The sequence below is a fragment of the Gloeocapsopsis crepidinum LEGE 06123 genome, assembly GCF_015207655.1.
Classification (GTDB): Bacteria; Cyanobacteriota; Cyanobacteriia; order Cyanobacteriales; family Chroococcidiopsidaceae; genus Gloeocapsopsis; species Gloeocapsopsis crepidinum.
In genome coordinates, this window is sequence record NZ_JADEWN010000005.1 from 34,436 (window position 1) to 53,985 (window position 19,550).

Annotated in this window: 22 protein-coding genes; 8 read left to right on the forward strand and 14 right to left on the reverse strand. The window is 41.5% G+C overall.

Annotated elements, in window-relative coordinates; genetic code table 11:
- Nucleotides 1-33 precede the first annotated feature (33 nt).
- Nucleotides 34-1,593 (forward strand): circadian clock protein KaiC, encoded by a 1,560-nt coding sequence (kaiC, locus tag IQ230_RS03065; RefSeq protein WP_193930618.1) that lies wholly within the window; start codon nucleotides 34-36, stop codon nucleotides 1,591-1,593.
- A gap of 187 nt (nucleotides 1,594-1,780) precedes the next feature.
- Here the strand turns inward: kaiC and IQ230_RS03070 are convergent, their stop codons facing one another.
- The 9 genes from IQ230_RS03070 to IQ230_RS03110 all read right to left on the reverse strand — a co-directional run bounded on the left by IQ230_RS03070 (nucleotide 1,781) and on the right by IQ230_RS03110 (nucleotide 9,562).
- Nucleotides 1,781-3,697, reverse strand: a complete 1,917-nt coding sequence (locus tag IQ230_RS03070; protein ID WP_193930619.1) for an ABC-F family ATP-binding cassette domain-containing protein — start codon at nucleotides 3,695-3,697, stop codon at nucleotides 1,781-1,783.
- Between the two features lie 185 nt (nucleotides 3,698-3,882).
- A complete protein-coding gene (locus IQ230_RS03075; protein WP_193930620.1) occupies nucleotides 3,883-5,205 on the reverse strand; it encodes a 3-isopropylmalate dehydratase large subunit in 1,323 nt (440 codons plus the stop codon).
- Between the two features lie 251 nt (nucleotides 5,206-5,456).
- A complete protein-coding gene (locus tag IQ230_RS26365) occupies nucleotides 5,457-5,594 on the reverse strand; it encodes a hypothetical protein (RefSeq protein WP_228054540.1) in 138 nt (45 codons plus the stop codon).
- A gap of 165 nt (nucleotides 5,595-5,759) precedes the next feature.
- Nucleotides 5,760-6,032 (reverse strand): DUF5615 family PIN-like protein, encoded by a 273-nt coding sequence (locus IQ230_RS03085; RefSeq protein ID WP_193930621.1) that lies wholly within the window; start codon nucleotides 6,030-6,032, stop codon nucleotides 5,760-5,762.
- A complete protein-coding gene (locus IQ230_RS03090) occupies nucleotides 6,029-6,253 on the reverse strand; it encodes a DUF433 domain-containing protein (RefSeq protein ID WP_193930622.1) in 225 nt (74 codons plus the stop codon). The genes IQ230_RS03085 and IQ230_RS03090 overlap by 4 nt, the downstream gene beginning before the upstream one ends.
- A gap of 377 nt (nucleotides 6,254-6,630) precedes the next feature.
- Entirely contained in the window at nucleotides 6,631-7,008 is a 378-nt protein-coding gene (locus tag IQ230_RS03095) for a clan AA aspartic protease (protein ID WP_193930623.1), read from the reverse strand.
- Nucleotides 7,005-7,277 (reverse strand): hypothetical protein, encoded by a 273-nt coding sequence (locus tag IQ230_RS03100; RefSeq protein WP_105218162.1) that lies wholly within the window; start codon nucleotides 7,275-7,277, stop codon nucleotides 7,005-7,007. Before IQ230_RS03100 ends, IQ230_RS03095 begins: the two co-directional genes overlap by 4 nt.
- 56 nt (nucleotides 7,278-7,333) lie before the next feature.
- Complete coding sequence (locus IQ230_RS03105) at nucleotides 7,334-7,801, reverse strand: GNAT family N-acetyltransferase (RefSeq protein WP_193930624.1); 468 nt, start codon at nucleotides 7,799-7,801, stop codon at nucleotides 7,334-7,336.
- 315 nt (nucleotides 7,802-8,116) lie between these two features.
- Entirely contained in the window at nucleotides 8,117-9,562 is a 1,446-nt protein-coding gene (locus IQ230_RS03110; RefSeq protein ID WP_193930625.1) for an MFS transporter, read from the reverse strand.
- Nucleotides 9,563-9,630: 68 nt separating this feature from the next.
- Between IQ230_RS03110 and IQ230_RS03115 the strand changes: the two genes are divergently transcribed.
- Nucleotides 9,631-10,158 carry a phosphoribosyltransferase gene (locus tag IQ230_RS03115; RefSeq protein WP_193930626.1) on the forward strand — a complete coding sequence of 176 codons (528 nt, stop codon included), beginning with the start codon at nucleotides 9,631-9,633 and terminating at the stop codon, nucleotides 10,156-10,158.
- Here IQ230_RS03115 and IQ230_RS03120 read toward each other — a convergent pair.
- Nucleotides 10,144-11,070 carry an AEC family transporter gene (locus IQ230_RS03120; protein ID WP_193930627.1) on the reverse strand — a complete coding sequence of 309 codons (927 nt, stop codon included), beginning with the start codon at nucleotides 11,068-11,070 and terminating at the stop codon, nucleotides 10,144-10,146. The genes IQ230_RS03115 and IQ230_RS03120 overlap by 15 nt on opposite strands.
- Before the next feature lie 161 nt (nucleotides 11,071-11,231).
- On the opposite strand from IQ230_RS03120, the gene IQ230_RS03125 reads away from it, so the two are divergent.
- Together IQ230_RS03125 and IQ230_RS03130 are read left to right on the forward strand one after the other, a co-directional pair.
- Nucleotides 11,232-12,014, forward strand: coding sequence for a M15 family metallopeptidase (locus IQ230_RS03125; RefSeq protein ID WP_193930628.1), 783 nt, complete (start codon nucleotides 11,232-11,234; stop codon nucleotides 12,012-12,014).
- Nucleotides 12,015-12,232: 218 nt separating this feature from the next.
- Nucleotides 12,233-12,796 carry a Uma2 family endonuclease gene (locus IQ230_RS03130; RefSeq protein WP_193930629.1) on the forward strand — a complete coding sequence of 188 codons (564 nt, stop codon included), beginning with the start codon at nucleotides 12,233-12,235 and terminating at the stop codon, nucleotides 12,794-12,796.
- 125 nt (nucleotides 12,797-12,921) lie between these two features.
- Here the strand turns inward: IQ230_RS03130 and mrdA are convergent, their stop codons facing one another.
- Together mrdA and IQ230_RS03140 are read right to left on the reverse strand one after the other, a co-directional pair.
- The gene (gene mrdA / locus IQ230_RS03135; RefSeq protein WP_193930630.1) at nucleotides 12,922-14,691 is read right to left on the reverse strand and encodes a penicillin-binding protein 2; all 1,770 of its coding nucleotides are present in this window, start codon (nucleotides 14,689-14,691) and stop codon (nucleotides 12,922-12,924) included.
- Between the two features lie 144 nt (nucleotides 14,692-14,835).
- A complete protein-coding gene (locus IQ230_RS03140; protein WP_193930631.1) occupies nucleotides 14,836-15,501 on the reverse strand; it encodes a tetratricopeptide repeat protein in 666 nt (221 codons plus the stop codon).
- Between the two features lie 346 nt (nucleotides 15,502-15,847).
- On the opposite strand from IQ230_RS03140, the gene IQ230_RS03145 reads away from it, so the two are divergent.
- Entirely contained in the window at nucleotides 15,848-16,312 is a 465-nt protein-coding gene (locus tag IQ230_RS03145; RefSeq protein WP_193930632.1) for a hypothetical protein, read from the forward strand.
- 14 nt (nucleotides 16,313-16,326) lie between these two features.
- Nucleotides 16,327-16,884, forward strand: a complete 558-nt coding sequence (locus IQ230_RS03150) for a glutathione S-transferase family protein (RefSeq protein WP_193930633.1) — start codon at nucleotides 16,327-16,329, stop codon at nucleotides 16,882-16,884.
- Between the two features lie 59 nt (nucleotides 16,885-16,943).
- On the opposite strand, the gene IQ230_RS03155 is transcribed toward IQ230_RS03150, so the two are convergent.
- Entirely contained in the window at nucleotides 16,944-17,081 is a 138-nt protein-coding gene (locus IQ230_RS03155) for a photosystem II reaction center protein K (protein ID WP_041919137.1), read from the reverse strand.
- 346 nt (nucleotides 17,082-17,427) lie between these two features.
- Here IQ230_RS03155 and IQ230_RS03160 point away from each other — a divergent pair, with 346 nt between their 5' ends.
- Nucleotides 17,428-18,339, forward strand: coding sequence for a hypothetical protein (locus IQ230_RS03160; RefSeq protein ID WP_099699874.1), 912 nt, complete (start codon nucleotides 17,428-17,430; stop codon nucleotides 18,337-18,339).
- Nucleotides 18,336-19,028, forward strand: coding sequence for a hypothetical protein (locus IQ230_RS03165; RefSeq protein ID WP_099699873.1), 693 nt, complete (start codon nucleotides 18,336-18,338; stop codon nucleotides 19,026-19,028). Before IQ230_RS03160 ends, IQ230_RS03165 begins: the two co-directional genes overlap by 4 nt.
- 102 nt (nucleotides 19,029-19,130) lie before the next feature.
- On the opposite strand, the gene IQ230_RS03170 is transcribed toward IQ230_RS03165, so the two are convergent.
- A complete protein-coding gene (locus IQ230_RS03170; RefSeq protein WP_193930634.1) occupies nucleotides 19,131-19,478 on the reverse strand; it encodes a hypothetical protein in 348 nt (115 codons plus the stop codon).
- Between the last annotated feature and the right edge of the window lie 72 nt (nucleotides 19,479-19,550).

The window sequence follows — 19,550 nt, forward strand, 5'->3', positions numbered from 1 at the left end:
AACCTGATTTGAGCAGCATTACAACAGTAAACAATGGATGAAATCAGTAGTCAATTTACTTCAAGAAGTCCCAATTCACCAGAGAATGTGCAAAAAATCCGCACCATGATTGAAGGTTTTGATGATATTAGTCATGGCGGACTTCCTGTGGCAAGAACAACCTTAGTAAGCGGAACGTCTGGGACAGGGAAAACTTTATTATCGATGCATTTTCTCTATAACGGTATTGTTTATTTTGATGAGCCAGGAGTTTTTGTCACATTTGAAGAAGATCCGAGAGATATTATTAAAAATGCTAGCAGCTTTGGATGGGATTTACAGCAGTTAATTAATGAAGGAAAACTGTTTATTTTAGATGCTACACCCGATCCTGAAGGGCAAGAAGTTGTTGGTAATTTTGATCTTTCTGCTTTGATCGAAAGATTACAATATGCAATTAATAAATATCAAGCCAAAAGAGTTTCAATTGATTCGATTACAGCCCTCTTTCAGCAATACGAAGCAGCTTCAGTAGTTCGGCGAGAAATTTTTAGATTGATTGCACGGATGAAGCAAATTGGAGTTACAAATATTATTACAGCAGAACGCACAGAAGAATATGGTGCGATCGCGCGTTTTGGTGTTGAAGAATTTGTCTCAGATAATGTCGTTATTGTCCGCAATGTTTTAGAAGGAGAACGTCGGCGACGGACAATAGAAATCTTAAAGATGCGCGGTTCATCACACATGAAAGGAGAGTATCCTTTTACGATGACAAGAGGAGGAATTAGTATCTTCCCATTAGGAGCAATGCGCTTAACTCAACGCTCATCTAATGTACGTGTTTCTTCTGGTGTGAAAAAGCTTGATGAAATGTGTGGTGGTGGTTTCTTCAAAGATTCGATTATTCTAGCAACAGGTGCAACAGGAACAGGAAAAACTTTATTAGTCAGTAAGTTTTTACAAAATGCTTGCATCAATGGCGATCGCGCCATACTGTTTGCCTACGAAGAATCCCGCGCACAGCTATCGCGAAATGCTTACTCGTGGGGAATTGATTTTGAAGAGTTAGAACACCAAGGACTCCTCAAAATTATTTGTTCTTACCCTGAATCTGCAGGCTTAGAAGATCATTTACAGGGTATCAAATCTGAAATAGCTCAATTTAAACCATCGCGCATTGCGATTGATTCACTTTCAGCACTAGCGCGGGGAGTGAGTAACAATGCTTTTCGTCAGTTTGTGATTGGTGTCACTGGATATGCCAAACAAGAAGAAATTACGGGTTTTTTCACTAATACTACAGACCAATTTATGGGTTCTCATTCGATTACCGATTCGCATATTTCCACAATTACAGACAGCATAATCATGCTGCAATATGTAGAAATTCGTGGTGAAATGTCACGAGCAATTAATGTGTTTAAAATGCGCGGTTCTTGGCACGATAAAGGAATTAGAGAATATATTATTAGTGCTGATGGACCAGAAATCAGTGACTCTTTCCGCAATTACGAACGCATTATTAGTGGTTCTCCAACTCGTGTTGGTACTGATGAGAAGGCTGAACTTTCACGGATTGTGCAAGGATTTCAAGAGAATACAGGTTCATAGTGATTAGTGGCGCTTTGGCTAGTGAATAGATTTGAGTTTTGAACTTTGTTAGCGTAGCGGTGCGTTAGCACGTTTTGAATTAAAGAATTTTGAACTTTGAGTTTTCTTAACTCAACACTCTTCACGCGTAACTCTCTTAGTCTACCCGCCTATCCAACTCCCCTACTACCTGCTATATTTATTCAATCTAACTTTCTCGTTCTGCAAGTTCTAACCAACGTTCAGTAGCCGTATCAATTGATTGAATTAAGTTTGCTAAGCGCTCAGAAAGTTCTTGCATTTGAGTAAAGCTACTAGGAGGATTGTTGTAAAGAGTCTTTTCAAGTTCTTCCTTTTCAGCTTCCATTTGCGGAATTTGAGTTTCTAGCATTTCATATTCGCGCTTTTCTTTAAATGAAAGCTTGCGTGGTTTACTTGATTGGAAATTTTGGCTGTTGGAGTTTGAATGATTGACTTGCGCTTCAGGTTTTTTCTGTGTTTTGTCTTCTTTTTCCTCTTCTTGCGCTTTCTTGTAGTCTAGATAAACTGAGTAGTTACCAGGATACTGCCGTAAATTACCGCCAGACTCAAAGGCAAAAATAGTATCAACAGTGCGATCGAGAAAATAGCGATCGTGAGAAACAACAATCACACAACCATTAAAATCTTCTATATATTCTTCTAAAACAGCCAAAGTTTGCACGTCAAGATCGTTTGTTGGTTCATCCAAAATTAAGACATTTGGCGCACTCATCAACACTCGCAGGAGAAACAACCGTCGCTTTTCGCCACCAGAAAGTTTATGAATTGGTGAATATTGTTGATTTGGTGGAAACAAAAATCGCTCCAGCATTTGAGATGCAGTAATGACACTACCATCTGCTGTGTTGACTAGTTCAGCAACGCTTTTGAGATATTCAATGACTCGTTGATTTTCGTTTAAAGAAACATCTTCAGAGTGCTGATCGAAATAACCAATATGAATTGTAGATCCGATGTCTACCTTACCAGTGTCAGGCTGCACTCGTCCGGTAATAATATCCATTAGTGTAGATTTACCGGCTCCGTTACTCCCAATAATACCAATGCGATCTTCAGGATTAAAAGTATAGGTAAAGTCATTAATTATAGTTCGCCCGTTATAGGATTTGGCAATATTTGTTAGCTCAATCACCTTCTTGCCAATTCGACGACTTGCAGTAGAAATCTCGACTTTCCCTTGTGCTTGTTTAAATTCTTGCCCTTGCATTTCTCGAATGCGATCAATTCGCGCTTTTTGCTTGGTACTGCGCGCTTTTGGTCCTCTTTTTAGCCATTCGAGTTCTCGCCGCAGCACTCCTGTATGTTTGCGCTGGCTACTTGCTGCTGTTTCTTCAGCTTCTGCCTTTTTTTCTAAGTAATAAACATAGTTACCAGAGTAGGCGTAGAGATCGCCGCGATCAATTTCAAGGATACGATTTGTGACGCGATCCAAAAAGTAGCGATCGTGGGTAATCAGTAGTAATGCACCTCGATAGCGACTTAAATAACTTTGCAACCACTCAACTGATAAAGCATCTAAGTGATTTGTCGGTTCATCCATCAGCAAGACATCAGGTTCTGATAATAGCGCAGCCGCAAGTGCAATTCGTTTACGATATCCACCGGATAAATTGCCAATTTTGGCATCAAAGTCTTGAATACCTAACTTAGTCAAAATAATTTTGGCATTCGTTTCGAGATCCCACGCCCCTGCTGCTTCCATTTGTTGCGATACGCTAGAAAGACGTGCAATCAGCTTTTCAGTATCGCCCCCATGTTCAAGTTGATCTGAAAGTTCTTCATACTCTCGCACCAACGCCATCTGTTCGCCACTATCAGCAAAGACTTGTTCGAGAACTGTGTGACTTTCGTCTAACTCTGGCTGTTGGGGTAGATAGACAATTTTAGCTCCAGAATTGACCCAAATTTCGCCACTGTCGATTGGCTCTAATCCGGCAATCATTTTTAGTAACGTTGATTTACCAGAGCCATTTGTTCCAATCAACCCAACTTTATCACTTTCATTCAGACTAAAGCTGGCATCTTTAAAAATTTCTTTGATGCCAAAGTCTTTTTTGAGCGATCGCAGTGTAAAGATAGTCATTGGTTACAGATTGTGTACTATGGCAGGGGTCAGAGGTCAGGAGTTTCTGGAGTAGGGGAACTTCAGGTGCAGAGGAAGCAGAGGAGAATACTCTTTTTTGTCTATTCAAAACTTATAACTAGCTACTAATAACTAACACTAATCACTAGCCACTAGCCACTCACTCCTCACCCCTTTCCCAATAGTTAGCCCAGAAATTCACGCGGATCGGTAACATAACCCGTTAATGCAGAAGCAGCAGCGGTATAGGGCGAAGCCAAGTAGATTTGTGCTGTTTTTTCACCCATACGCCCAGGAAAGTTGCGGTTAGTCGTGGAAACGCAGACTTCAGGTTTATTCATGCGTCCAAATGTATCTTTAGGTCCTCCAAGACAAGCGGCACAGGAAGGTGCAGCAGGTTCGATACAACCAGAGTTGAGGAAGATTTCAGAGAGTGTTTGTCCCTCGTGTTTGTAGGTAAATAAGTCTTCGTAGACTTTTTGAGTTGCTGGAACGATGTATGTCGGAACTTTGACTTGATGACCTTTAAGAATTCTAGCGGCGTTGATAAAATCTGTGGTTTTACCGCCAGTACAAGAACCAATATAAACACGATCTATCTTGACATCGCGACATTCTCGTGCTAGAGCGCGGTTATCTGGAGAGTGGGGTTTAGCAACAACAGGTTCGAGTTGCGAGACATCGTAGGTGCGATCGCTATAAAAGTTCGCATCGCTGTCAGTGTAGAAAGACTCAAAAGGTTTATCAGTTCGCGCGCGGACATATTCATAAGTTGTTTCATCGGGTGCGATCGTGCCATTCTTCCCACCAGCTTCAATCGCCATGTTGCACAAAGTCATCCGTTCTTCCATTGTCATCCGTTGCACGGCTTCGCCTGCAAATTCCATTGTGCGGTAAGTTGCACCCGCAACACTGATATCACCAATAATTTGCAAAATTAGGTCTTTTGCCAACAAATAATCTGGCATTTCACCATTGAGAACAAACCGCATTGTTGCTGGAACTTTGATTAATAGCTTGCCCGTTCCCATGATGAAACCAGCGTCAGTGTTGCCGATCCCTGTGGCAAATTGACCAAATGCTCCCGCATTGCAAGTATGCGAATCAGTACCAAATAATACTTCACCAGGACGAGTATGACCTTCTTGAGCTAAAGCAATGTGACAAACACCTTTGTAATCTGGGTTCGCTTTGAAGTTAGCACGGTCGGTAATATCGTAGAAATATTTAATACTTTGCTCTTGAGCAAAATCACGTAAAATATCAACGTTACGATTTGCGCGTTCGTCAGCAGTGAAAATGTAGTGATCGGGAATCAAAACAATCTTCTCAGAATCCCAAACTTTCGCATCTGCACCAAATTCGCGCTTGAATACGCCAATCGTACCAGGACCGCAAACATCGTGTGTCATCAAAACATCAACATTAACCCAGATATTTTCTCCAGGCTCAACAACCGAACGCCCCGCAGCTTTAGCCAAGATTTTTTCAGTGAGGGTCATACCCATAGCGATCGCACATCTCCCTTATGACAAGCTATTACTATAGTAGTTAGTATTTCTACTCTAATAACCATTTCAAACAATTAACCGAGTCGTTGCGAGTTCTTAACGCTGGGTATTATCGAACAGGTCGTAATGTAGATATATGAGATAAAGACTTTATGCTACCAACTCATAATCAATGGCAACCCAGGTCGAAAATCTGCCTTTTGTCCTCGTACTTCTCTGTCAAACCCAAGCTCTACAAAATATTCTGCTCATACCCGTAGCTTTAATTGACGTGTATCAATCACTGCTTGGAGTTCTGATGATGGGTGCTTTGCAGAAGGACTAACCAACTCTACACGAGTGATTTCGCGCAAGTCAATACCATGATTTAGCGGTTGTGACTTCACTATTTGAGCATGGACTGATTCAGTTTCTCAAGTTTAATGAATACAAATAGACAAGTTCCAAGTGTCGTCAACACAGATGACTCAATCTACCTACGAAGCGATCGTTCATCAACTCAACACTAAAATACTTTCTTGCTCTGCATCCCCAAACTGGCTAATTATGGCTTAATTGTCCCGCAATACTTGTACGATTTTAGAAGTTGAGCAGTTACCAACACAAAGATAGATAAATTTTGGAGGATAACCGTAGAGAAGACTGCGTTGATGGAAATCAGAGTCTTTAGAGATGACGAAATGATTAGCTTTGGTATACTCCCAAATCAAGACGTCATCGCTGTGGATAAAGGCTAGTGTCTTAACGTGTACTGATTCAGGATATAAATCTGCAATCTGAGGAACGATCCGATCCGAGAGATTTTCGTCTAAAAGTAGTTTCACAAGGAAGCCACAAATAATTTCTTCTCACGGTCAGCAGCAAAGGCAAGACAAGCTTTAATATCTTCGGGTGTCAGTTCAGAAAAATCTTCCAAGATTTCCTCTTCCGTCATACCGCCTGTAAAATACTCCAATATGTCATACACTGTAATCCGTATTCCTCGAATACATGGCTTACCGCTACGTTTGCCAGGTTCAATCGTGATGAGTTCTTGGTAGTTCATAGCATGGAAACGGTGTTTGCTTAGTATACATAATATCGAGCAACTAGAGATTTGAAGAATTGGCACACTAAAATTTGGCATAGGTTAGGCGATCGCGAAGAAACCTACACACCCTAATTCTACTTAATACAGAACGAAAACTATGCTGGGCAACTGCTCCCTCCTGGTATACACAAGTTCAACTTACAGGATCGCCCTGTCAATAAAATTCAAATCATCCCCTCACCCATAATTTTCTATAATGCTTAGGGCTTATAGACAAAATATCTAAACTACGCTATAGGAAGACTCGTAGTATAATGACCCCGTTCACCCGCCGCGAACAATATCTCGGATTTAACGAAAAGACTCTGTACGGTCAGCGTGCAGCGGGATTGTTAAACCGTGCCAACTTTGCGGAGTTCGACCTGACCGCCCTCAAAAACTTGTATTGTTAGTTGATAGCCTTCCATTAACGACATTCCAACAAGTGGTTTTGAATCGGCTTCGTCTACTGGAATTGTTATCGGTGTTCCATCCCAGATGACAACTGCTTCGTAAACGTCGAAAACGCACTCGCTGCCATCTCCAAGAATTGCTCGTCCTCGCCTTTTCCATGTCAAATTCAACTGAGTGATTAAGTCTCGAGGCAGAGAAAGCCAACCATTAAAGCCTGTATCGACGATTGCATCTTGCGTAAAATCTTTGCCATCAGCACGGCGAATTGACAGGGGAAGAATCGGCTCAAACTCAACGTTAACGAACCCAGTAATCATGCAGTTCTTTGGGTGCGTCCGCCAAAACGACGAACATGACGAGAACCAATGCGAACAATCCAGATTTGGGCATCGGGGTGACGGGCTTCAAGGCGATCGCAGGCAGCAATTTCGCTCTGATCGACTTCAAAATCTCCGGTTTCGATGTCGATCGCCACAATCTTGCAGTGATTGCCTTCCTCGACTTGCTGGCGCACCTGAGTTTCATAAATCTCATCGCCACGTCGAGCAAATTCTTCTTTGCTGTAGCGGGGTTGTCGAATTGTCATAGGCTTGACCTTAATATCTAAGGTTGCACATCAATAGTGGCAAGTTCTCCATCAGATTATTCCATGACTTCGTGTGAAAGGTTGATCCACTTCATGGGTGTTCCCCATATTCCATGTTTGAAAAAGCGATCGCCGCTTTGTATAAACCCTACTTTCTGGTAAAAGCCAACTGCTTCTTCTGCGGCGTTAACAGTGACTTCATCCAAATCATAGTTGCATTGGGTGAAGAGTTCTCGACCGATTCCTTGCCCAGAAAATTCTCTTCGGACAAACAGCAATGACAAATGATTGCCCCTCTTAAAGGCAATAAATCCAACAACGATTTCATTCCACGTTGCAACTAGCGTTTTCTCACCACTTAAGATTCTGTCTTTTAATTCTTCTGGGTTACACAGCTTCTTCCATTCGGCAACGCTTTCTGGTGTACCATCAGTCAATTCCCATAGAACCGCAGAAGCCCACATGCAACCACTAATTTGATGCTCGTCTCCAATCTGCGGTAGTCTGTAGGTAATTGTGTTCATGGTTATGTGTTAATAACCTTTCGGCAACACCAATTTGAGATGAGTAGTTGTTAGGTTGCTGTCCTGAAAACTAAAACGGAGCGGTCTAACTACATTATTATGCAGAAATGTTCTGTACATCTACCCTATTTGGCACAATAGCTAGAATTATTCTGGATTATATTCCAGACAAACAAATTATTGATTGTGTGGTACTAAATTTTCTTCGTTCACTACTGCCAATATAATTCAATGATTTGGGTGACAGCACGGCAATGTTTGCACTTGTGAAGCCTAATGCTTCACGAAGTGCGATCGCATCCTCAAAATCTGAATTTAGCTATTACCTCGATCGCGTTCTTTCAACTGCAATAAAATCTGTGCGTGAACTTCGCGGGTGATCGGGTAGAAATACGCTAAAACTAATCCTAAGATCAAGCAAAGTGTTGGTATAGGAGCGATCGCAAAGCGAATTGCTTGTAAAGCACTTTCGGGTTGTATGGGAATTGGTTGTCCTGGGACGCTTTCTTGAAAACCCGACCATTCGAGGATAACTCCTAACAAAAATAAGCCAAATGCTAAGCCAAATTTTTGCAGTAGCACCATGAAACCATAAAAAATTCCTTCGCGCCGTTGTCCAGTTCTTAACTCATCAAGTTCGATCACATCCGGCATCATTGACCACGGTATCAGATATGCAGTGGCAACGCCAAAACCTGCCATAACGGCAAGGACATACATAAAAGTTAACTGTCCTGGTTGTAAGAAAAACAATCCAGTCTGGGCAATAATCCACACACTCATCCCCATGAAATAAACTGCTTTCTTACCAACACGTTCGCTAATGTAGCTCCAGACAAATAGCATGAGTAAAGCTGTACCTTGAACCGCAATAATTACTGTAGGAACCGATGCGTCACTCAAACCCATCACATTAACGACAAAGTACGGAATAATTGCGGCTGTCACCTGAACACCCATCCAGGAAAAGAGATAAATACCAATGACAAATAAAAACGGGCGATTGCTGAAGACAATTTTTAGCTGCTGTAAATAAGGAAGCGATTCTTCAGAATAACGATCGCGACGGTGGGCTTCTAGTGCCATAACGCGATCGCGTACTCCCCAGACACACCAATACAAAGGTAATACAGCCAAAATACCAATTGCGATCGCTAACACAAAATACTGTTGTCGCGGATCGGGAACTGATGCGAAGACAATTTGTGCAATAACAACCGAAAGAATACTACCACCAATGGAAAAGGCAAACCGAAAACTCGTCAAACTCGTGCGTTCGTTATAATCTTGTGTAATCTCGGCAGTGAGTGCAGTATAGGGAAGATTAACAACGGTATACATCGCATTCAAAAAAATTGAAATGATGACGTAGTACCAAAATAAGCCCCACTGTTGCGCGGTAGGATTCGTACTAAATTGCGGAATCACCCACTGCAAAACGTAGAAAATGCCAAAAGGAATCGCGCCCCAAAATAGCCAAGGTAAACGACGACCCCAACGTGATACAGTGCGATCGCTTAATACTCCAACAATCGGATCGTTAATCGCATCCCAAATCTTACCAATCAACAGAATCATACCCGCTAATCCAGGGCTAATTCCCGCAACGTTGGTAAAGAAAACTAATAAAAAAAATGCTGTGATATTTGCTGTAACTGCTGGACCTAAATCTCCCGCACCATAAGCTAGTTTTGTTTTTAAGTTCAGCTTTTCACTTAACTGGGATTTGGCAGGATAGGCTTCAGGAGAAGAATTACTCATAATACTATTGCACTCATATTAAAATAAAAAGCTTCCCACCTTAGTATCCGCCCCTGATTGCACTTCCTATGGCAGACCTTTACGTTTCTTGGTCAGATTACAACCATACTATTGAACAGCTAGCCATTAAAATTTATCAATCAAATTGGCAATTTAATCAAATTGTCTGTCTCGCACGCGGTGGACTGCGTGTTGGCGATGTTCTTTCTCGCATCTATAAACAACCGCTAGCCGTTTTATCAACTTCCTCCTATACTGGCGCTGGTAAGCAGACGCGGGGAGAATTGGTTTTTGCCCGTAGCTTAACTATGACAACTCCTGAAATCGGTTCACATATTCTATTAGTTGACGATTTAGTTGATTCTGGTGTCACGCTACAACAGACAATTCCCTGGTTAAACCAAAACTTTGGCGATCGCATTCAAGAAATTCGTACCGCAGTATTATGGTACAAAGCTTGTTCAGTCATGGTTCCAAATTACTATGTAGATTATTTACCTGATAATCCGTGGATTCACCAACCTTTTGAACATTACGAAAAAATGGCACCTGCAGAACTTGCGGCGAGTCATGAATCGGCTTCAGTTACCAAATAGATAAATCCATATTGGTAGCAAAAATAAAATGCCAATCGTACCAACGGCAAGTGCTGTAACGGCTAAATCGCGATCGAGATCGTAAGCTTCAGCAATCACAAGCGTAGCAAAAGCTGGTGGCATTGCACTTTGCAACACTAAAACAAGCCGAGTAGCACCATTGATTCCCAACAGCGATAAGCTGCTACCCAAGATGAGCGGGACTAAAAGCATTTTAATCGCCAAGCTCACTGAGGCACGAGGCAAACTGTGCCAAGAATGTAACTGGCTCAGCCGCATCCCAATCAAAACTAAAGATAGCGCTACCATTGTCCAGGCTAAACCTTGAAGAAGCGCTGCAGCAGATGCTTGCAAAGGTACTCGGCGAAAAGCAAAGCCAAAGCCGAAACTCCACAACGAAGGATTAATCAAAATTGCTTGTGCGAGTTCGCGATAATTGTGAACACTACCTCCAAACCGCGCTGCTAATGCCACACCTACGCCGTAAGCTCCGAGTGTTGTTCCTAGAAGATCGTAAAATAAAGCAAAACCAAAATACTGCGTACCTGCGATCGCTAGCGTAATTGGATATCCAAGATAGCCTGTGTTTCCTACCATAGCGGCTAAGATAAAGCTACCTTGAGTTGGTTGTCGCCAAGGCGCAGCATCTTTTTTCAAGAGTTGTCGAAAATAAATTCCTGCTCCAGCAAAGGCAACTCCGAGTATAATGGCGATCCAGGCGATCGCTGGTGCAATCCAAATTTGTCCTGATAAGTCTGCTTGTCGTAAAAATGCCACAATACTAATAGGTACGCCTACCCAAAACAAAAATTGACCTAAACGCGTAGCAACAACTTTCGACAAATACCGTCCAAGTATCAATCCCAATAGAACTAATCCGATTAGTGGCGCGTAGATTGCGATAAGGTTCATGAAGGAGAGGAGCTAGTGGCTATAACATTAAAGACATCGAGTTACTCCCCTATATTTACAAAATATTTACAAAACGCTGAGAACTTTTAAAATTTGGTTTTTTGTCATTCGTCACTAGTCTAAAATTGGCTAGGGCTGAAGTCAGATGCAGGAGTGAGTGCGTGGGGACTGAATTTACTAGAACAAGGGTGCAAGATGATATTCCTGAGGCTTTGCGGGACGATCGCACTGTTGTTGTTAAATCTCGTAAAAGAATACCAGCATTGATTTTGAGCTTACTAGGTTTAAGTGCGATCGCGCTTGTGGGTGGTGTTTTTTATTTCAATACAACACAAAAAAATGTAGACTCTGCACCTGCGATCGTGACTAGCCCATCTCCCGCACAATCTATTGCACCTGTCAACCCCCCAGACAGTAATTCTGAATTACTGCTAGGACATTTTGCTTATGAACAAGCACCACAATCGGAATTAGAACCGATTACTGCTGATGGACGAATTAAGATGCGTTCCTCCGCAGCCAAGCAATTTAAAGCGATGGTAGCAGCAGCTAGGGCTGATGGTGTTAGGTTAGTCCCAATTTCTGGGTTTCGCTCAGCAAATGAGCAAGAACACCTATTTTTTGATGTGAAAGCACAGCGCGGACAAGCAACAACCAAACGCGCCAGTGTCAGTGCTCCTCCAGGTTACAGCGAACATCATACAGGATATGCGGTTGATATTGGTGATGCCAATGTCCCTGCAACAAATTTGAGTACGTCGTTTGCAAATACTAAAGCTTTTAAATGGCTCGATCAAAATGCCGCACGTTATAGCTTTGAATTGTCGTTTCCTGAAGATAATCCCCAAGGCGTGAGTTACGAACCTTGGCACTGGAGATATGTAGGCGATCGCCACAGCTTAGAAACGTTCTACAAAGCTCATAATATCAAACCTACTCCTTAACTTTTAATGCTCACACTATGTAGGTGGTAGCAAATTAGAGTAGATTTGTGCAATTCAAACTCTAGTGCCGCTTGTTATAAACGAGTTAGTTGGGTTAGTAAACAGCAGATTTAATGTTAAGCGATCGCCAATCATAAGCCCAATGCCCTAGAGCGAAATAAAATCGTAAATATAGAGATTAAATACTTGGCTCTGCCAAAGCTAAAGGTAAGCTAAAAATGATACAAGTACCATCTAAAACACTGACCTTAGCGGAGTTTCTTGAATTACCGGAAACAGAACCCGCAAGTGAATATATTGATGGTCAAATTATCCAAAAACCGATGCCACAAGGAAAACATAGTGCAATTCAGGGAGAATTGGTATCGGTCATCAACAGTGTAGTCAAATCTAAGCGCATCGCGCGTGCATTTCCTGAGTTACGTTGTACCTTTGGCGATCGCTCAATTGTTCCTGACATTGCAGTTTTTATTTGGAACCGGATTCCCCGCGATCAAAATGGGGAAGTAGCGAATACTATTCCTATTGCTCCAGATTGGACAATTGAAATTTTATCTCCAGATCAAAGCCAAACAAAAGTCACAAAAAATATTCTTCATTGTCTGAAGCATGGTACTCAAATGGGTTGGTTAATAGATCCAGACGAGCAAACCGTGTTTATCTATCGTCCCAAACAAGAAACTGCGGTGATTGATGCACCAGAAGAAGTTCTTCCTATGCCATCGTTTGCGAGTGAGCTAAACTTGACGATCAAGGATTTGTTTGCTTGGTTACTAGAGTAAGTATGAAGGATTTGCCTGCGCTGCAATGGATAATTTTGATTTTTTGGTAATAACTCAAAAATTGCTTGCTTGGTGTTGTAACTTTTGGTCGAGATCTCAAATCATCTTCTCTATAGTTACCGAATTTACTTCTTAAAGTATGTCTCTAGCACCTTCAATACCATTGGTGCAGCTACCTTACCACCTCCACCACCAGAGTGTTCGGCAAACGCAACTACAACAATTTCTGGCTTATCTGCAGGGGCGTAAGCACCAAACCAAGCATGAGCCTGCTTACCAAAAGCCTGTGCAGTACCACTTTTACCTGCAACGGGTGGAATTGTGGGTAAATTGAGAACTTGTCCTGTGCCGCCAGATACGACTTGTCGCAATCCTTGACGCAACACGCGCACTGTTTCTGGTTTTAAATTCAAAGACTCACGCCAATTTTTCGAGTCTTCATTGTCTTTTAACAAATGCGGTTGAACGCGGTAGCCACCGTTAGCAGGGACAGCAAACATCACCGCAAGTTGAAGTGGTGTGACTTGCAAAAATCCTTGCCCAATCGACATATTTACAGTGTCGCCCACACTCCAAGGTAAATTGAGATTTTTCTGCTTCCAGCGGTCGTCTGCAACTAGACCTGCTGATTCTTCGGATGCTAATTCGATCCCCGTTTTTTGACCAAACCCATAACGGCGCGTCCAGTCAATTAAAGTTGATTCGCCAACTCCTTTGCCAATTTGATAAAAGAAGGTATTACTACTCCACGCCAGCGCCCCAACAAAACCCAAACGACCAAATCCCGCACGGTTCCAATCACAGAAAGTCGTTCCACCAATATTCATACAACCATATGTTGGGAGTGTTGCGTTATGCGAAAATTTCCCCGACTCAATCCCTGCAGTTGTAGTAATCACTTTAAACGTACTTGCTGGCGGAAAACTTTGTAAAGCACGGTTAATGAAGGGATGCTGTTTACTTTGCAGTTGCTGCCATATTTCAGGAGTAATTCGTTTAGAAAAAATATTAGGATCAAACGCAGGACGACTTACCATTGCCAACACCGCACCATTGTTGGGATCGAGAGCCACTATTGCACCTTGGCGATCGCCTAGTGCTACTTCAGCAGCTTTCTGCAATTCTAAATCTAAAGTTAAATGAACATCGCGACCTGATTTTGCAGTTTTTTCGCCTAAAAGTCGTAAAATTCGCCCAGCACCATCGACTTCTACTTGCTGTCCACCCCATTCACCGCGCAGCTGCTTTTCAAACGCTGCTTCTACACCCATTTGCCCAACAATATCACCCAAGCGGTAGCCTTCACTGCGCTTTTGGGCTAATTCTTCATCGTTCATTTCTCCTGTGTAACCAAGGATGTGCGCAGCAATTTGTTGGTTTGGGTAGTTGCGGACAGCTTCAATGTAAACTTCAACGTCTCGTAGTTCGTTACGATATTCAGCTAAAGCGGTAATTTGAGCCGGATTGAGATCGCGGGCAATCCGAACTAAGTTAGGAGAATTGTAACCAGCTTTATCTAATCGTTGTTGAATTTCAGTTTCTGGAATCTTAAGAATGCTTGCTAGACGAGTTCGAGTCGTTTCCCAAGTGTCTTTTTTAGGCGCTTGAGGCCAAATATAGACAGCATGAGAAAGACGACTACTCGCTAAAACTTTGCCATTACGGTCAAATATATTACCTCGTTCCGGTTGTTTAGGAATGACCCGAATCCGATTGCGTTCTGCCAACTGTTGTAGGTGTTCGCCTTCAATCAACTGCAAATATGCTAGACGGCTACCAATTCCACCAAAGATAAATATAGTAATAAGCAGTACGATCGCTAGAGCACGGCGATCCCGTCCCACTGTACGGGCAGTAAGACTATTTCCAGTAAACTGAGGCTGGAATAAAGCCATAAGTAAAAACAAGCGTAACTTAAGAACTTGTAATTATTAGCGATTAGGGGTTGGCGATTAGCTGTTAGCTTTTTTGATTGCCAATTGCTTTTCTACTACCTAACAAACAAGCAAGCATGAACGCTCTAGATGAAACACAAACAACTAGCTACCAATTAACTGTGCTAGCCAAGTTTCAACTTGATAACGCAGGCGTAGATTATCGTCTGATATTAACTCAAGGGCACGACGATAGTCAGCGATCGCTAAATTCCAGTCTCCCCAAAGATGATATGTCCGACCGCGTTCGGCATAAGTATTTGCAGGCAGTTGACCTAGAATTTCAGCAATATCAAAGTTTTCGACTGCTTGTTCGTATTTTCCTAATTCGCGTAGTGTGATACCACGATTAATCCATGCACGTACATAGCTAGGATTGAGGTCGATCGCTTTGTCGTAGTCGGCAAGTGCTTCAGTTAATTGTCCATACGCAGCATAGCAATTAGCTCGATTGTTGTAAGCGCTAGCCAATGTTGGTTTTAGTTGAATTGCTGTGTTATAGTCAGCAATTGCCGGAAACAATTGCCCGCTTTGGAAATAAATTAGCCCGCGATTATTGTAGTCAATCGCATCTTTGGGATGGCGAGTAATTAACTGATTTAATAAAGCGATCGCCTCAGGATAATTTCCCTGTTGTGCTTTGGATCGAGCATGAGTGCGTAAAAATTTATCTGGCAATATTTGTGACTTATGTGCCAGAGATTGTTGCTTCCAGTTGAGAGGATGGCGTTGGAATTGATTTTGAGGCGGTTTTAACGATTGACTTTTCATAATTATTTTTGACTGAGCAATAGCTCAATAGCTTATAATGTATAACTTTCTTAGCAGTGGTAGTTTAGCTTTTGTGTCAGTTACTCAGGTGTCTGAATATTGATACTCAAACACAAAATACTTATACTTTCATATTTCACCTCTATTGTTTAATTCTTCATCCTTCCCTAGTGCCATTCCCGAAGTGTAAACATCACTACAGCGGTTAGTAACTTAATACTTGTGACTGAAGACGCATCAACCTTTACGATAGGTATGGGCTCACCAGTTGGAATACTGCAACTTGTTACAATGCAACCATTACCACTTTGGTGTGTCAGTCCTTTGAAGAATTGATGGCAATCTTATGGCAACTGCTTCTATCTATCCCACTGCTCCTGATTTAACGGAAAATGATTATCTTGTACTTGGCTTAGCCACCTGCTTTGTCAAAGAGGAGGGAGAAGTGCATGAATTACAAGTTATCGAACCGATTCCTTCAGCGGCGTTGGAAGCGATCGTCAAAGGAATTCCCACTTCTTACCAACAAGCATGGGGTACTACCTTGGGTAATGTCATCGCAGGCGATCTACCCCAGAAACCAGCAAAATGTCCTGATGCTGCGCAGTTTAGTGAAGAGTTTGTTCAACGCGCGATCGCTGCTGCACGGACTTACAAAAGTCGTCCTGTGGCGCAGGAACATATTCCGCAAGGGACAATCCGTAGTGACTTTAATTACTCGACTGAACGCAAGCGAGTGTTAAATATGCAACGTGTTGTTACAAAAGAAGACAACGTTAAACAACACGACTATACGCATAAAGTTCTTTAAGAATAACGCTAATCATGCTCAAACTATATGGTGGCGCTCGTAGTCGTGCGTCAATTGTCCAATGGTATCTAGAAGAATTAGCAGTTCCCTACGAATTCGTACTACTTGATATGCAAGCTGGAGAACATCGCCAACATGATTTTCTAGCAATCAATCCGATGGGCAAAGTTCCAGCAATAGTTGATGGAGATTTTCAGCTTTGGGAATCTGGCGCAATTTTGTTGTATCTTGCCGAAAAGTATGGTCAGGAAATTTCTTCGGTTGAGGAACGGGCAGTCGCAGCACAATGGGTACTATTTGCTAATGCAACTCTAGGACCAGGCATTTTTGTTGAAACAAGTCGCGATCGCGAAACGCCTCGCTTGTTAACACCATTGAATGAAATTTTTTCTCGACAACCGTTTGTGTTGGGCGATCGCTTTGGAGTTGCAGATGTTGCTGTCGGCTCGATGCTGTGCTACATACCGATTATGCTTAAGTTAGATCTTAGTGACTACCCTGAAGTTCTCAATTACATGAAACAGTTATCCGAACGACCTGCTTTTCAAAAGACTATCGGTGGTAGACGTTAAAAAAAATTAAGGACAGGCTAAGTTACCTGTCCAATGAAATCTTGTATAGTAATTTATTCTTATTTAAAGCCAATAGCCGCTTGCCAAACAAAAGCGAGCAACAAGAAAAATACTGGAATAATAGGAAGAACATCTACCAAGGGATCTAGGATCGAATAAGCCTCTGGGAGTTTTGCTAACAACATTGCAGCTTCCATGTTTAAATCAACCTTTTCAACACAGCTTTCAGAATCGATAAGTATCTTAACACGCTTTGGTAGAGCAAAGTCATTGTAAAAAGTTTTAAGCTTAACTAGCGAGATTACACGAAGCGTAGCGCCCAAAGCGATCGCGTATCTACGTATTACAGCAAATAGGCTGACTCAGATTTCGTATCACCTCATAACACAAGAGTTGTTTGTTGCTGCTTTTGCTGTTTTCTGTACTCTTCAATATAAAAGTGTATGTTGAACTACACAAATTTGCTACTGGTAACAGACAGATAGAATAGGATGAATTTAATAAGTACTTTTGTACTCGCCTAAATTTATTTAAATATTGCAGATGGATCAAGAGGCACGGATTAGAGAGCTTTTTGGTGATAAGGATCTCAAATATCTAAAAAATAAAAATCGTGGTGGAAGCAATAACACGAAAGGTAACACATACGAAAATTACTTTGCTGTTTATCGAATAGCGCTTCTATCCCCAGAAGTGCTTGAAGAGCATAAAGAGATACAAATATCGAGTCAAGTTTTAGCATTTGTTGACGATTTAATCATTGAATATGTAAATGAAAACATAATTTGGCACTATCAGCTTAAAAATAGTTCGGATATCACTTGGGATAAAGGTAAAAAAACTAATCAATCAATAGCTGATGACTTTCACAAGCAGTATCAGTTGAACAAGTCGCAATCAAAAGAATCAGAATTACATTTAGTAGTTTCTTACCAGTATCTCCTAGATAAGTTAAAGGCAGACATTCCAACTTCTCTCGAGCAGTATAGCCGAGTAATTTACTTCCCCTATGAGGACAGCTTAGAAGAAGTTCTTAAAAAAGAAGATTCCTTTCGACATGCTATCGAGTACCTGTGTGCTTTTGATAATCCAGATCCAGATAAGATTGAATGTGTAGCATCTGTGTTACTAGGAGCCTGGACTTCTAGCACTAAGTCCAATTCTGTTAAGGACATTTTAAAAAAAGCTCAAGCATCGACACCTTCCTTTATTCGTTCTTTCAGCAAAGAATGGCAGTTAGACCCTGAAGTTGAAAATATTTTGAGCAAGATCGAGGATTTCCAATATAATCTGACTAAGGGGTTTCTACATTGGAAGTACAAAGACGGACTTGACCTCGGCACTTTTCCCTATAGTTGTGACACAGAACAGTTTAGAAAATTTCAGCAATGTATTAAGAAACGTAAACCTACTTGCTTCGATGAACTTGAGGAATTTCTACCTGCAAGTATATGACAAGAACCTACTCAGAGTTTGCCAACGAAAGTATTAAAGTTTTGCTAAACACTTTAGCCGATGAAAGTAGTGCACCAGAGCTTTACAGAACCACTATGGTTAAACTTGGTATGGCTCTGGGTGATGTAATCTTGGCTCAAATTAGTCACGAGCAATGCAATGTATATCTCGCCTGTACAGTTGAAGATGCTGATTTTCTAGCCAAAGGTATGCTCTTACGTCTAGAAAAGCAGCTTCCAAACGTTGCTTTTGCGTGTTTTTGGAATCAGCGTTTTTCTCCGTTTGAAGTTGAAGATATAACTGTTGCCCCAATTTTAAGAAAATATCAAGAACCATCAAGTGCTGTTAACTATTTAATTATCGTCAAGTCTATTATTTCGGGAGCCTGTGTAGTTAAAACTAATCTTATTAACCTAATTCAGAATATCAAACCTGAAAATATTTTTATAGTAGCTCCAGTTATTTATCATAAAGCAGAAGAAAAACTACGTAATGCATTTGAACAATCTACTTACGATAAGTTTCGATTCTTTTATTTTGCTAAAGACAATCAGCGGACTTCCAAAGGAGAAGTTATCCCTGGGATAGGTGGTAGTGTTTATGAAAGGCTCGGATTTCAGGGACAAGATGATAAAAATAGGCATACACCTGAGATAGTAAAATCCCGAAGAAAATTAATAAGTGTCTAATTTCTAAAAGAAGAGTTAGGCGATCGCTTCAGCCACAGTAATAAACAAAACTCATTGACTGAAGCTTTGCTGTTGTCGCCTTCGGGCTAAGAATGCTCAGAATTATGGTGCATTAGGAATTTCTAATGCGTCTAGATTTGCTTCAACTGCATTAATAAATCCTTGATCGCTTAAAGTCTCTGTGGGCAGTTCTCCAGCATTAACTGCCACCTGTACGAGTTTTTTCGCACTGATTCGCCCATCATTGCTATCTGCAAACATACCACTGTATCCACGAATACCTTGACGGCGATAATGCCCTTGATAAGCTAAGGAAACTAGGGTAAACGGTGTCAGTTTTCTTTTATTAGACCGAATTACCGTTGTATTCACAGCTTCTGCTTGGGCAGCAGGTACAGATACAATTGTTGTTAGTAATAATACTAAACCAGCGAACATATAGCGATTCATAGAATAGCTCCTTGTTCAAAATGCAAAGTGATTTATTGCCTCGTCTGATACTTGCCCTTGTGCTAACTTCTA

Bases quoted from the DNA above. Each gene is read 5' to 3' on its own strand.
- kaiC (WP_193930618.1), top strand. From the start codon at position 34: ATGGATGAAATCAGTAGTCAATTTACTTCAAGAAGTCCCAATTCACCA.
- IQ230_RS03070 (WP_193930619.1), bottom strand. From the start codon at position 3,697: ATGACTATCTTTACACTGCGATCGCTCAAAAAAGACTTTGGCATCAAA.
- IQ230_RS03075 (WP_193930620.1), bottom strand. From the start codon at position 5,205: ATGGGTATGACCCTCACTGAAAAAATCTTGGCTAAAGCTGCGGGGCGT.
- IQ230_RS03090 (WP_193930622.1), bottom strand. From the start codon at position 6,253: ATGAACTACCAAGAACTCATCACGATTGAACCTGGCAAACGTAGCGGT.
- IQ230_RS03095 (WP_193930623.1), bottom strand. From the start codon at position 7,008: ATGATTACTGGGTTCGTTAACGTTGAGTTTGAGCCGATTCTTCCCCTG.
- IQ230_RS03100 (WP_105218162.1), bottom strand. From the start codon at position 7,277: ATGACAATTCGACAACCCCGCTACAGCAAAGAAGAATTTGCTCGACGT.
- IQ230_RS03105 (WP_193930624.1), bottom strand. From the start codon at position 7,801: ATGAACACAATTACCTACAGACTACCGCAGATTGGAGACGAGCATCAA.
- IQ230_RS03110 (WP_193930625.1), bottom strand. From the start codon at position 9,562: ATGAGTAATTCTTCTCCTGAAGCCTATCCTGCCAAATCCCAGTTAAGT.
- IQ230_RS03115 (WP_193930626.1), top strand. From the start codon at position 9,631: ATGGCAGACCTTTACGTTTCTTGGTCAGATTACAACCATACTATTGAA.
- IQ230_RS03120 (WP_193930627.1), bottom strand. From the start codon at position 11,070: ATGAACCTTATCGCAATCTACGCGCCACTAATCGGATTAGTTCTATTG.
- IQ230_RS03130 (WP_193930629.1), top strand. From the start codon at position 12,233: ATGATACAAGTACCATCTAAAACACTGACCTTAGCGGAGTTTCTTGAA.
- mrdA (WP_193930630.1), bottom strand. From the start codon at position 14,691: ATGGCTTTATTCCAGCCTCAGTTTACTGGAAATAGTCTTACTGCCCGT.
- IQ230_RS03140 (WP_193930631.1), bottom strand. From the start codon at position 15,501: ATGAAAAGTCAATCGTTAAAACCGCCTCAAAATCAATTCCAACGCCAT.
- IQ230_RS03145 (WP_193930632.1), top strand. From the start codon at position 15,848: ATGGCAACTGCTTCTATCTATCCCACTGCTCCTGATTTAACGGAAAAT.
- IQ230_RS03150 (WP_193930633.1), top strand. From the start codon at position 16,327: ATGCTCAAACTATATGGTGGCGCTCGTAGTCGTGCGTCAATTGTCCAA.
- IQ230_RS03155 (WP_041919137.1), bottom strand. From the start codon at position 17,081: ATGGAAGCTGCAATGTTGTTAGCAAAACTCCCAGAGGCTTATTCGATC.
- IQ230_RS03160 (WP_099699874.1), top strand. From the start codon at position 17,428: ATGGATCAAGAGGCACGGATTAGAGAGCTTTTTGGTGATAAGGATCTC.
- IQ230_RS03165 (WP_099699873.1), top strand. From the start codon at position 18,336: ATGACAAGAACCTACTCAGAGTTTGCCAACGAAAGTATTAAAGTTTTG.
- IQ230_RS03170 (WP_193930634.1), bottom strand. From the start codon at position 19,478: ATGAATCGCTATATGTTCGCTGGTTTAGTATTATTACTAACAACAATT.